This window comes from Gottfriedia acidiceleris, assembly GCF_004138285.1.
GTDB lineage: Bacteria > Bacillota > Bacilli > Bacillales > Bacillaceae_G > Gottfriedia > Gottfriedia acidiceleris_A.
In genome coordinates this window covers 378,983-392,098 of the sequence record NZ_SCFN01000005.1, presented here as the reverse complement: position 1 = coordinate 392,098, position 13,116 = coordinate 378,983, and the positions used below count along the sequence as shown (strand labels likewise).

General features: G+C 33.4%; 11 protein-coding genes and 1 riboswitch. All 11 genes read right to left on the bottom strand.

The window, feature by feature from the left end; all coding sequences use genetic code 11:
• Positions 1–76: 76 nt before the first annotated feature.
• Positions 77–187: riboswitch (TPP riboswitch) on the bottom strand.
• A 116-nt stretch (positions 188–303) separates the two neighbouring features.
• On the bottom strand, positions 304–678 hold the full coding sequence (locus EP747_RS10465) for a hypothetical protein (RefSeq protein ID WP_129689816.1): 375 nt from the start codon (positions 676–678) through the stop codon (positions 304–306).
• Entirely contained in the window at positions 668–2,164 is a 1,497-nt protein-coding gene (locus EP747_RS10460; protein WP_129689815.1) for an FTR1 family iron permease, read from the bottom strand. The genes EP747_RS10465 and EP747_RS10460 overlap by 11 nt, the downstream gene beginning before the upstream one ends.
• Before the next feature lie 168 nt (positions 2,165–2,332).
• Positions 2,333–3,577: a type III PLP-dependent enzyme gene (locus tag EP747_RS10455; RefSeq protein ID WP_129689814.1), complete on the bottom strand. Its 1,245-nt coding sequence runs from the start codon at positions 3,575–3,577 to the stop codon at positions 2,333–2,335.
• Positions 3,578–3,604: 27 nt separating this feature from the next.
• A complete protein-coding gene (locus tag EP747_RS10450) occupies positions 3,605–4,828 on the bottom strand; it encodes an MFS transporter (protein ID WP_129689813.1) in 1,224 nt (407 codons plus the stop codon).
• Between the two features lie 17 nt (positions 4,829–4,845).
• Entirely contained in the window at positions 4,846–6,939 is a 2,094-nt protein-coding gene (locus tag EP747_RS10445) for an IucA/IucC family protein (protein ID WP_129689812.1), read from the bottom strand.
• Positions 6,936–8,933: an IucA/IucC family protein gene (locus EP747_RS10440; RefSeq protein WP_165346985.1), complete on the bottom strand. Its 1,998-nt coding sequence runs from the start codon at positions 8,931–8,933 to the stop codon at positions 6,936–6,938. Before EP747_RS10440 ends, EP747_RS10445 begins: the two co-directional genes overlap by 4 nt.
• A 246-nt stretch (positions 8,934–9,179) precedes the next feature.
• The gene (locus tag EP747_RS10435) at positions 9,180–9,899 is read right to left on the bottom strand and encodes a YjjG family noncanonical pyrimidine nucleotidase (RefSeq protein WP_129689810.1); all 720 of its coding nucleotides are present in this window, start codon (positions 9,897–9,899) and stop codon (positions 9,180–9,182) included.
• A 28-nt stretch (positions 9,900–9,927) separates the two neighbouring features.
• Positions 9,928–10,410, bottom strand: a complete 483-nt coding sequence (locus tag EP747_RS10430) for a DMT family transporter (RefSeq protein ID WP_129689809.1) — start codon at positions 10,408–10,410, stop codon at positions 9,928–9,930.
• Positions 10,411–10,582: 172 nt separating this feature from the next.
• Positions 10,583–11,281 carry a Crp/Fnr family transcriptional regulator gene (locus tag EP747_RS10425; RefSeq protein WP_129690178.1) on the bottom strand — a complete coding sequence of 233 codons (699 nt, stop codon included), beginning with the start codon at positions 11,279–11,281 and terminating at the stop codon, positions 10,583–10,585.
• A gap of 26 nt (positions 11,282–11,307) precedes the next feature.
• A complete protein-coding gene (locus EP747_RS10420) occupies positions 11,308–11,733 on the bottom strand; it encodes a DMT family transporter (RefSeq protein WP_129689808.1) in 426 nt (141 codons plus the stop codon).
• A gap of 596 nt (positions 11,734–12,329) precedes the next feature.
• Entirely contained in the window at positions 12,330–13,115 is a 786-nt protein-coding gene (gene trpA / locus EP747_RS10415; RefSeq protein WP_129690176.1) for a tryptophan synthase subunit alpha, read from the bottom strand.
• Position 13,116: the final 1 nt, after the last annotated feature.

Genomic DNA, 13,116 nt, shown 5'->3' with positions numbered 1-13,116 from the left:
TTGATTTTAAATAAAAAAAGCACAAATCCCATAAGGACTTGTGCTCGAACAAATCAATGTTATGAATACAAAACATGTATTCTACCGTTCACTTTCCTACGCTGGCATTATCCAGATCAGGTTAAAGGGTCAAAGACCTTTGTGTCTTAATCTCAGCCGACCATTTACGGCACCCCTAGTACTATTCAATTATTTAAGTTGATTACTTTATCATCTTAATTAATCCCACTAATATATTCAAGTATTTAGATTGGATTTATTAAGAATAACCTCTCAACATATAGTTGAGAGGCTTTTAATTTATTATTTTAAGTCTTTAACTTCTTTTAATACGCCTTCTAATTCGTCACCAGCTTGGTTAAGTGTATCTGCATTCAATGGAGATACCTTTACTCCTGCTTCAATAATATGAAGTGGCGTTTCAACTTTTTCATAAAGTGCTTTGTCTTTATCTTTTACTGAGTCTTCGAATTTTTCCCATGATTTTTCAAGGGCTTCTCCGCTATCTTTTGCCTTTGCTTCATCATTATTCGAAATTTGTGTTTTTAATTCTGAAATCGTTTTGATCATATCATCTGATCCAGTTTTAATTGCATCGTCTGTTTTCGTTCCACATGCAGATAAAGTTAAAGATAGTCCTAGAGCCATTGTTGCGACTAGTTTTTTATTAGATAACATTTTTCGTTCCCCCCGAATTTTCACTACTTTTTTTATTGTTTTTATTTGAGAATCTATTATAAATAACAGTAATACAAGCTATTAGCAACAAAATCATCTGTGGTACAAAGCTCTCCCAAGTTGAATAAATCGCAAAGAAATCAATTGTAGGAATAGGAGCCTGGGTCGCTGGAAGTAATCCAGAAAGTTGTAAACCATGAATACCCATACCGGCAAATTTAAAGCATAAATAGAACATTAATATACTTGAGACAAGGAAAAACGGTCTCATTGGAATTTTTAGGCCAACCTTTAAAATTAAGAAGCTTAGTATTGCTAAAATTGCGAATCCTAACCCAATTCCTACTAATAATGACGACAGTTTAATTGATGACGCCATTCCAATAAAGAATAATACAGTTTCAGTCCCCTCACGGAATACTGCTAAAAACGCAAGAATTGATAAAGATAATAAGCTACCAGTATTTAATGCTTTATCACTCTTAGTTTTAATATATTCTTGCCATTGCTTTGTATTAGATTTGCTATGTAACCAATAACTCATATATAAAAGCATGACAGCAGCAAATACTCCAGTCCAACCTGCGATTAAGAAGTTGTTACTTCCAAAAGCACCTGCGGAGAATAAAAGGTTAACGATGACCCCAAGTATGATACTGACACCTAACCCAGCACCAACACCAAACCAGATCCACTTACTTTTCTTTTCTTGACCAGACTTTTTAATAAAACCTAGTAATGCAACCACTACTAGTAATGCTTCTAAACCTTCTCTAAGTAAAATAGTTATCGCATCAATCATTGTATAGCTAGTTTTAGAGGCTAAAGGTAATAGATAATCTCGCATATCTGTAATTGTTTTTGTAGCCGCTTTCACATCTGGCGTTTTAGCAGTAAGCATCGCATAGGATGTAACCATATCTCTTTCAGCGTCAGTATAAACTGTTTGAGATTGTGTTAATACAACACCTTCAATATTAATCCAAGATTTTCTAAATTGATTAATTTCTGAAGTTGCTCCTGATACATTATTATCTTTTAAATCTGCTAATGCCTTGTTTAATATTTCGATTAAATCTTCAACACTACCAGTACTTTTTGAATCTAATTTTGAACTAGCGAACTGATGGGAAATAAACTTTTCATTTACCTCTTCTAATTCTTTAAGTGCAGTAACGAGTGCATTTTGATTCACTGTTTTTTGTGCTAAGTTATACTGAACCATTCCCATAGCTTCCTCGATTTTGCCATACGCATCAATCGATTTATTTTTTATTCCATCCTCTTTATCAAGCCACTCGTCGTTGAATTTTTTATATTCCTGCTCAGCAGATTTAAAATCTCCTTTTTGTGCAGATTGGATTGCACTTTGCACAAACGAATTTGCATGTGTTAAATCCTCTTCAGGGCTTGCAGCAAAGGTTTTAAACGGTAAAACTAATAATAGTAAAGCTGTTAAAGTTACTTTAATAAGAGCCTGCTTCATCGTTGATTTTCCCCTTAAATATAAATGATAATCATTATCACCTCTTGATAATAAGGCTATTTCAAGATTTAGTCAATTATATTTTTATTAACCTTTTTTAATATTTAGGTTAACATTCGACAAACAAAGTAAGCTGAGAAAAATTTCCTCAGCTTTTTAATGTCATTATTAACTTAGTGATTCAAAAGACATTCCTTCATTTACAAAATCATACTGTCTAATTAAAGAATCACGGTCTATATAAATTCGTTCTGGATGTGGGTGACTTAGAAAATTATGATGTGAAATTGCCCAGCCATACGCTCCCGCATAACTAAATAGCAAAATGTCACCTACCCGTAATTTAGAAATGAAGACTTCTCTAGCTAATACATCATTTGGTGTACATAGTTCTCCGGCTACTGTAATCTTTTCATTGATTACTTCAGGTCTTTCAAAAGAATATGACCACTTTTCTACTGGGATGACAGTAAATGGGTGACTTTGCTTCCAAGCTGCAGGAAGTCTTAAATGATGGCTTCCACCTCGTAGAATACAAAAATACTCACCGTGATTTTGTTTAATATCTAGGATCTCCGCTGCATAATATCCGCACGAAGAAGTAAAATATCGACCGCACTCAAATAAAGTATTCCAACTTGTGTCATTATGTTTTTCGAGTACTTTTTCCAATTGTTCAATAAAATCTTCCCAATCAAATTGCTTATCTAACTGTAAGTAATTAATACCAATTCCTCCACCGACATTTACATATGTAATGTCTAAGTCCCACTTGTTACTCCACTCTTTTGTCAGCCCATAGCAATGATCTACAAAAGAAGCATGCGATTTTGAATCTGTATTATTCGACATGGCATGGAAATGAAAACCTTGTAATTTCAAGTGTTGTAATCCTTCTATTAAGGAAATCGCCTTATCTATTTCTGTCTCATCAATACCAAATTGTGTTGGCACTCCAGCCATCTTTAATTTAGCTGACGGTACAGAATGACGTAAATTAACACGTAATAATATTGAAACTGAGACATTTTTTTGCATTGCTATATAATTAACGAGTTTTATTTCATGTAAGCTTTCAACATGAAGCAAGGTTACTCCATACTCTATAGCCATTTCAATTTCATGACGTGTTTTTCCAGGGCCACCAAATAGTATTGGTATATTACGATCAATATTCCTTACCTTTTCAATTTCTCCTAACGAGGCCACCTCAAAACCATTCACAATTGGTGCCAATGCTTTAAGAATCATTTCATCTGAATTTGCTTTTATTGCATAAAATAATCGACAGCTTGAAGGAAGAGTTGTCATTAATGAATTTACATGATTTCGTAATTTTGATAGGTCATATAGATATGCACAAAAAGGACTATCTTGTTCCCTACTTTGTGTTTGCACAATATTTGCGATCATTTTCATACACTCCTAAGGATAATAAAGTTATACTTTTAAGATTTCTCTTCTTTTCAACACAATCATTAAAGTGGTTAAGATGCAGCCAAGCCCCATTACACTTCCCGCCCAGAGAATTCCCAAACTTGATGCTATTGCTCCAATTAATAGTGCACCTATTGGAATAAATCCCCGATCCATTAAAGCTATACTCATAATTCTTCCTCTAAGATGATCTGGAACCTGCTTTTGTAGTGTAATTCGACTCAACGTTCTGTATGTTTGACTCGTTAAACCAACAAGGAACATTGCCAAACCTGCAACTAGATAATTATTTGTTCCAATAAATAATAGCAGTGATATACCAAATCCAATAATTGAATAAATTAGCCATTTACCTGTTTCGATAATCTCTTTTCCAATGGATAACCAGCTTGTCCCAATTATTGCACCAATGGAAGAAATCGATAATAAAACACCAAATCCTTCAGGACCGAGATGCAATAACTCTTTAGCAAACAGCGGCGTCATTGTCGTATATGGAAAACCAAATACCATAGGAACAATTGCTAATATAAGCAATGATTGGACAGACGGCTTCTTCCTTACGAAATCGACAGCTTCTTTTATTGTTATTTTTTCATCTTTATTTTTATTTTTAATCGAATGGTAGTCTGCCCGAATAATAGCTAAAGAGATTAAAACAGCAAATGTACCCCAAGCATTGATATAAAATAAATTTGCTATATTTGTAATACCTAACAAGATACCAGCAATTGCGGGTCCAATAATTCGCGATAGATTAATAATCATTGTATTAACCGCAAGTGCGCTCGCCATTGAACTTTCAGGTACAAGATTTGGAATTAGCGCATTTCGAATTGGTGGGTCCATAGCTGCAAGCATTGAGCGTATCGTCACAATTAGTGCAAACAGCCAAAATGACGGACCCTTTGCAACAAGAAAACCTATCACAAATGTTAACAGCATCATTCCTACTTGAAGCCATATTAACAATTTTCGACGATCAAACTTGTCAGCCATTATCCCCGCTGGAACACTTAATAAAAATGTTGGAACTAATCTACAAGCGTTCATAATGCCTAAATGAATTGGAGAATTTGTAAATTGCAAGACAGCCCAATTTAATGCAACTAAATCCATCCAATCTCCAACTCTTGAAATTAAGCTTCCCACCATAAAAATATTGAAGGATTTTGATTGAAAAGCAAAACGTGAATTTTTTTTATTCTGTACTTCGATTTGTGCCATTGTAATTTCGTTCCCTTTTACTTAAATTCATGAAGAGGATTTGGAACAATTGCGTAAGAATATCCTTTCTTAGTAGGATTTAGTCGCATTTTTGTAAGTGCCTTATGCTCAACCTTCATTTGATAAAGAGCTTCACGGTCGCATGCCACATTTTCTGTGAACGTCGGGTCTGACTTTAATTTATCAAAAACTTGATTACAGATTCGATGGATTTCTTGCCATAGTTCTCTCTCATTAAGACCGAATTCCTTACAAACTTGTAAAATTAACTCTCCTAAATGGTTTTGAAATACCGTATAAAATAATTTATTGTGCACTTCTTTCAGGTCATCTGTCGCCGTTATCGAACTTGGGTAAAACTCTACATGTAGATTGTTTTTCTTAAGTCTTTCTTTATAAATTCGTAGACCACCCCAATCACGGAAAAGCATCCGGACAGGTTGACCGTTCTTAAATACCATCACACTATTTTGCAAATGACCCTCTAAACCGATGCCATATTTAACTAACAGTGTCAAAAATCCAGGTAACGCAATATTTGCATATTCTGAAACAAATTGATAAGCAGCCTGTCTAATTGAGGATTCATTTGTAGTTTTAGCATACTGTTCAATTAATTCCGAGACGATGACCTTTTCTGAAATTGGTGATTCTGAAAATAGTGAACTACCGACAATTGCAACTTCATCTTTGCGAATATATGACTCAATATTTTCGCGTAATACTGCAGATAAATTCCTATTTTTTTGCTTATCATTTTCATCTTTGAAATTGTAACCAGCAACCTCATAAACTGGTACAAACTGTTTTCTTAAAACTTGTTCTTTTTCCATAATGGACTTTATTAATCTAGTAAAAATCGTAGAATTATTTGTAGTATTTGCAGAAATTGTACGAACAGTTGAGGTCATTTGACTGTTAACTGCAACTTTAATTGCATAGTTCATGCAATCATTACTCCCAAGTGGTACAACAGTACGGAAAGAAGATGTTGATCCACAAGGAACGTGAAATGATCGGATTGGAACAATAATGTGATCATTCAATTCTTGCTTATAAACTACAGGAATAGCGTTTTCTACTTGCCATGGATGCACTGGTACGATTACATATTCTTCAATACGATGCCCTTGTAGCTGAAATTGTTGCTCAACTACTTTTCTTAATTCAGGGTAAGCCCTAAATAGTAATTTATTTGCATCCTCTTCATATTCATCTTTCACACACCACTGGACATGCTCTTTTAAAATGCCGACAAATTGAATTGTGGCCACTCCATCAAACTCCGGTGCATATTGAAAAACGTCTTCAGCTTTCATATCTATTTTCGTCTTTGTTCCGGGATGAAGATTGTGCCCTTCAACCGAAAGTTGTTCAAAAAATAAGCTACTGTCGTATGCTGAATCTAATTTTTTCTGTAATAGAACCCAGTCCAAAACATTCGTAATCTTAAATTCTGAAGCTCTCTTTTGAAGCTCTTTTTTCTTTTGATCCCAATACGCATAGGATAATGCAAGATTGGCACTTCCATTAATTAGTTCCTTAGCAAGCTGCTCCCAAGCAAATTTTTCACTTTCGTATTGCAACTCTTTTTTGTGACGAACAATTTCCAACAGTTCAACCGAATGATTTATTGGTTTTACTTCTTTCTCAGTAACAAATAATATTTCGCCGTCGACCTCAATTCGATTAAATGCATACGTACGACTTACTGGAATAACCAAACATTCATGCTCATTAAGAGAATATAGTTTATAAGTTTTACCTGATTGTAGGTTATAAGATTGAACCTGTTGAATAACCATTCTCCAAAAACCTGTGATAGCTGGTACATTTAGTGCATAGATCGAATCAAAAACATATAAATCATGTGAGTTCGTAGAAAAATTAAGTATGTTTTCTCTTAACATTGAACCGACGAGACGGCTTAAAATACCACGTCTTCCTTTTTCCAGGTTCACCATATAATTTGGAATTAAATTTTGCGTATTGCCTACTAAAAAAGTAAGATTCTCTGCTTCATCAGCCAATAGTTCTCCGTTACGTAGTTTTTCAAATGATTCATATAAAAAATCTTTTTCTAATAATACTTGAGTTAAACTTGTGCTCATTCTCCGATTTCTCCTTTCCAGTGCTTCATTGGATTTGGAACTTTCATAAATGAATAAGCAGTACTATCTCCTTTTAATCGCATCGTTGCTAAAGCTTTTAAGTTAATCAATGGTTGAAAAAATGCTTTTTCATCCGAAACTGCTTGTACTTTAATCGAGGGATCCTTTTTTAATTCATTGAATATCTCTCTACTAACGATAACAATTTCTTCCCATAGCTCTTCTTCATCAAACTCTAATGTACGAACTATACAAGTTATTAACTCAGCAAAATGATTTTGCATAACTGAATAGGAAATAATATTATGCAACTGGCTTTCGTCATCTGTGACAATAGATGAACCAGGATAAAATTCTGCTTCAAAACCTTGCTTCCACATTCTTGACGGAAGTATTCGGATTCCACCAAAATCTCTCACTAAAATGCGTACTAGCTCACCTTCTCTAAAGACCGTGACACTATTTTGCATATGGCCTTCCAGGCTAATCCCGTAGCGTACCATCATAGTTAAAAACCCAGGTAAGGACGTTCTTGCATATTTACGAATAAATAATTTAGCAGCCTCGTTCATATCATTTAAATGATTTACACTAGCTAATTTTTCAATTAACTCGATAACAATTGGCTTTTTACTTATTGGAGATTCTGAAATTAATGATGCTGCAGCCATTGGAATTTCATCCTCAAGTAGGACATAGTTTTCAGGATTTTCTCTTAAAATAGAAGCTAAATTCGCTTGAAGTTTCCATTGCTCATCCTCAGAAAGATTTAAACTATCGGGCCTAAAATGAATTCCCGCTCGTTCTTCTAGCACAATAAATCTCCCATCAAATCCATATTCATTTTCTTGAATTGTTTTAAATATTTTTGAAAGCATTGGACCATTTACGACAGAATTAGGTGATACCGTCCGAATGGCACTTGTTGTTTGCACGTTAACTGCCGTTTTTATATGATGTTTTTTCTCTCCTAAATTTTGAATTGGTGCTAAAGATCGAAATGACACCAATGATTGTGTTGGAATAACAAAATCACTGATTGGAATTATTTTTCCTTGCTTAATCTCTTTTTCATAAAATGCATTTAGTGTATTTTCAAATTGCCATGGATGAACTGGTATCAATTCAAAATCACTAAGCTGTAAGCCTTTATTATGTAAAACCGCTTCAACAGCAGGCTGTAAATTTTCATACTCTTTAAATAACCAATTTGTAATAGTAGTTTGATCAATGGATGTCGTTCGACAAAGGTCTTTTGTTACTGCAATAACGACAACTTCCGGTTTGCCACCCCATTCTGGTGAGTATTGAATCACTTCTTCGACACTAAGACCAAACTTTGTTTTTGCTCCAGGATGTAAAGGATGCCCTTCAACTACACATTGTTCAAAAAATGCAAGTGGACTAAATTTTTTGTCCTGTTTCTTTTGATGTAGAGCCCATTCTATTGAAGAATGAACCGAAAAATGTTTAGCCTTTTCTGCTAATTCTATATGATTGATTGTAGCACCCGTTAGAGCCAACGTTAGATTAGCAACACCGTTTTGAATTTCATGCTTAAATCGTTCATACTGCTCTGTAGTTGCTTCCTCCAACATACCTTCATTCTTCAATAACTCAATCAGTTCAACAGGATGCATTAGTTCGTTAGATAATGTATTGTCAATTACAATTACATCACCAGTTAGATCGAATCTTCCAAGCGAGTGTAATTTGCAAACAGAAACTTGCAGATGTCTTCCACTAGGTAGATTTACTTTAATTTTTGACACTTCGCCATTTATCCATGTAATTCTTTCATCTGGTATTAACTTTTCTCTTATAAACGCTTGGAAAAGGCGTTGAAAAATTCCTCTTCTTCCTGATTTCACATTAGAAAGATAGCCTTCCAATAATTCAGGTTTTTCACTTTTAAGATAGTCCAAAGTTTTTAACTCTTCCTGATCTAAATAATCATAATTTGTTAGTTCATCTTTGTTCTGAATATTAATCATTTCTACACATCCTCTAATGATTTTCATTTAAGCCTAATCAATTGATAATGATAATTATTATCATAAAGAATCACATTATCATATTAAATGATAATGATTATCAATGTCAATAATTATTATTCCAATATTTTCTAATTCATGAAAAACAAAAAAGCAAAAAGTATAAAACTTTTTGCTTCAGTGTGTAGACAAAGTTCAAAAATCAACTATTTAGATTGAGTGAAAACTTTGCTTATTAAGAGGTCATTAGTTAGATGAAGTAACCAAAACCTTCTGTTCAATATTTAAAATGTTGTATAGCTCATCAAGTTTTTGTATTTCATAAGTAGGAATTACATCTGAGTCGTTTGAAAGCATTTTCGCATTGACCCAGCAAGTATCGATTCCTGACCCTGCACCACCAATTATATCCGCGCTAAATGAATCTCCAATAATCAATGTCTTATCTAATTCAAAATTTGGAATTCGATCAAATACAAATTGAAAGTATTCTTTCATTGGTTTTTGATAACCAGTATCCTCAGAAACGAATATGTCTTTAAAGAAACGATAAATACGCGCCGCATTCAAACGTTTATATTGTGTTTTTGAAACTCCGTTTGTGACAATATATAATTCGAACTCATGTTGAAGACTTGTAAGTAATTCATACGCACCTTCAACTAACTGATTTCCCTCTCCTAAATAACTTTGGTAAGCCTGTTCCAGCAGAAAACCGTCAACTTCAATACCAAACTCTTTAAATAAAGTTGAAAAACGTGTATTCACTATATCATCTCGACTTATTTTACCTTCTTCAAAAGACTTCCAAAGTCCATGATTAATTTCTTTGTATCTTGACTTAACTTCATCCGTTAATGCTATTTTTTGATCTTTAAATAGAGATTGTAATGCTACTTTTTCTGCTGCACCAAAATCTAATAATGTATCATCTACATCTAATAATAATGTTTTGTATGTTTTCATAACATTTCCCCATCTCTATTTATTTAATTCATATTTTACTAGATTGATTTTTAACTAGCTTAATCCGTTTAAAACTTACTCCGCTTAATTTAAAAATTAATATACCACTTATAATAAGCAAAACACCAATTAATTGCTTAGAAGAAAACGGAACTTTCTCAAGTCCTAGCCATCCTCTTGAATCAAATAATAATGCAAACATTAATTGTGAAGTGAGAACAATCGATATTGCATAAGTTGGTCCAAGAATTCTAGTACTTTTCGTTAAACAGAAAACAACACCTACACCGACAATTCCGCTGATCCAATACCAATTTTTCATATTATGCAAAATAAATAATTGCTTACCATCAAATATTAGACCCATTACGAAAGAAGCTAAAAAGCCCATTCCTAATACAAAAGTTGTTGTTACCCATATTCCTGTCCGCTCATTTACCTTACTATTGAATATATTTTGTAAACCAATTAGTGATCCCGAAATTAAAGATAATATTAAACCATATAGCAAAACTTACACCTCCAAAAAAATTATTGTATAAAATTCCTAATCTTTGATTTCATACTGATTACAAACGATTGTCTTTCGATACACGAAGCCTGATAAGGAGCGGAGTTACCCTTTATAGTAATGAGCCACCTCCCAACAGAGAGATTACGAGCGGTTGGCGCAGTCTGTAAACTTATTCATAAATATTATTACTTGCTAAAATACTCAAACCTGCCCGATCTTTAATAAGAATACTTCCATTCTTTCGCTCTACTAAGTCATCCTTACAGAACTGTTGAATAACTCGATTAACATGTCGATAACTTGTTCCGATTAGATTCGCTGCATCTTTGAGATTGATCGTATTTAAATTTTCCTTTAGTAAAGAATTCGTTTCATCGTATGAAACTGATAATAGATAACTCGCTAGCCGAACTTCTACTGGATACATTAAATTAAAACTCATCGAATTCGACTTAATATGGAACTTTTCCGTTATGATTTCTAATAAGAACTGAAGAAATGGTGCATAGTCTTTACCAAATTTTTTTAGCCAGCGATACTCTACAGCAATCATTTCAACCGCGGAAACAGCCTCAACCGTATTTATATAATTTGAGCCTCTTACATATTCAATGTCGCCAATTAATTCAAGAGGCTTTTTAAATGATAGAATTAATGTTTTACCCTCTGCTGAAGTTGTATAAACTTTGACTTTCCCTTTTACTAAAACATACAAAGTTTGTGGTAAGTCTCCTTGGGAACAAATAAGCTCTCCTTGCATGAATCGGTGAAGAGTCATATGAGCTTTTAAATCCTCATTAAAGACTTTTTCAATATGAAGTTCAGCTAAAAATTGATTAATATGTTCAATATCACAAGTGACTTTCAAGTTCACTTCACCTCCAGCAATTACGTTTAAGATCCTAGCACAATTACTCCAATCATCATCATACCAATTCCAAAAAATTGTGACGGACTAATATTTAGCTTTTTTACTCCGAACCAGCCTCTACTATCATTGATAAATGTGAAACTTAACTGCGCAATTAAAAGGGTTGATATTGAAAATGTAACTCCATTGAGATGTATCGCTGTTACGTTACAAAAGATAATAAATGCTCCAAATGCCCCACTTGTTAAATATATTGGATTCACGTTCTTAACATCAGCTAATTTTTTATCTTTTATTAATAGTAGTACGAATAAAGCTACAATAAAACCTGTAAACTGCGTAATAGTAGCCGCTTGCCAAGTACCAATATCACTGCTAATTTGTGAATTTGCAACTCCTTGTAGTGTAATGAGTGCTCCACCAACAATTGCTAATAAAATTCCTTTCATATTTTTCTCTCCTGACATATTGATTTCTTCATTATTAAACGATAATGGGAGGTCGTTTGGGAAGGACATATGTCCTAGAGAGAAAAATGAACGTATTCTGCAATTGTGGAAAACTCTTTAAATCATATAAATTTCTGTGGATAGTTTGTAGTTATTTTTTTTTTGGAATGAAATTTTTGTGGATACTCCGCTATTATGTGGAAAACTTCCTATAAAAATGTGGAGAATTGCAAAAATTAGGGGATAGTTTTTAGTTGAGTTCTTTAGGAACAATCGAACTTTGTGGATACTTTTGGATTATATTGTTGGGGTGAGAGGTGCAAATTGAAATGTGAAGAATGGCAATTAATCTTTTTCTTGGCTGCAATTAAATATGTACATTCCGCAATTATTTGAAGTAACTGCAAATAAAATCGAAAAACCGCAATTAAAAATGTCGAAACAATCCTTTTCAACTAAACAACTCTAAACAGAACAATTATTACCCATATTCAGCTATATTTTAGAGCTAAGCAAGATTAAGTTCGAGAGAATACCCCATAAAACATAAGTAACATAAAAAATCAGGCCACTGAAATAGCCTGATTCACTTTTTATTAAATTACTTCTTCGCTTACTAAACTTGATTCCATTAAAAGTTTAATTTCATTGATCTTATTTTGATTAAATAAATCAACAATTTTACTTCCAACAATGACTCCATCACAATCTTGGCTTAATTCCTTTACTTGTTCTGGGGTGGATACACCAAATCCAGCTATTACAGGTTTATTACTAATTTCTTTAACACTTTTTAAAAAGGATGATAAACTCTTATCTAGTTCATTTCGAACACCAGTAATCCCTTTTACTGTTACTGTGTATAAGAAACCTCTTCCTTTTTCAGCAATTTTAATGATTCGATCTTTTGGTGTAGCCATTGTGACTAATCGAATTAGTTCTACTCCAAACTCTTCAAGTTGATGAATGATAATTTCTTCTTCTTCGATTGGTAGGTCAGGAATAATACAGCCGTCTACTCCTGCTTGCTGAAGGTCAGATACGAACCTGTCAATCCCATAAGCTAAAATAGGATTCATATAAGTCATGACGATTAAAGGTACAGAGATTAATTTACGTACTTCTTTTATTTTTTCAATTACAGCTTTTAATGTTGTACCAGCTTGTAATGCTCGAATTCCCGCTTGTTGAATTACTGGTCCATCTGCTACTGGGTCTGAGAATGGAATACCTATTTCGATTGCTGATGCACCAAATTTTTCTAGTAAAGCAAGTCTTCCTCCTAAAACTTCTAGACCTCCGTCACCTGCCATTATATAAGGAATAAATAGCTTTTCACCTTTTTTAAGTCGTTCTGAAAATTGGAATTCAATTCGATTCATC

What these genes read in the sequence shown, in the direction of transcription:
- trpA (WP_129690176.1), bottom strand. Translation starts at nt 13,115, where the DNA reads ATGAATCGAATTGAATTCCAATTTTCAGAACGACTTAAAAAAGGTGAA.
- EP747_RS10455 (WP_129689814.1), bottom strand. Translation starts at nt 3,577, where the DNA reads ATGATCGCAAATATTGTGCAAACACAAAGTAGGGAACAAGATAGTCCT.
- EP747_RS10440 (WP_165346985.1), bottom strand. Translation starts at nt 8,933, where the DNA reads ATGATTAATATTCAGAACAAAGATGAACTAACAAATTATGATTATTTA.
- EP747_RS10460 (WP_129689815.1), bottom strand. Translation starts at nt 2,164, where the DNA reads ATGAAGCAGGCTCTTATTAAAGTAACTTTAACAGCTTTACTATTATTA.
- EP747_RS10445 (WP_129689812.1), bottom strand. Translation starts at nt 6,939, where the DNA reads ATGAGCACAAGTTTAACTCAAGTATTATTAGAAAAAGATTTTTTATAT.
- EP747_RS10420 (WP_129689808.1), bottom strand. Translation starts at nt 11,733, where the DNA reads ATGAAAGGAATTTTATTAGCAATTGTTGGTGGAGCACTCATTACACTA.
- EP747_RS10435 (WP_129689810.1), bottom strand. Translation starts at nt 9,899, where the DNA reads ATGAAAACATACAAAACATTATTATTAGATGTAGATGATACATTATTA.
- EP747_RS10450 (WP_129689813.1), bottom strand. Translation starts at nt 4,828, where the DNA reads ATGGCACAAATCGAAGTACAGAATAAAAAAAATTCACGTTTTGCTTTT.
- EP747_RS10465 (WP_129689816.1), bottom strand. Translation starts at nt 678, where the DNA reads ATGTTATCTAATAAAAAACTAGTCGCAACAATGGCTCTAGGACTATCT.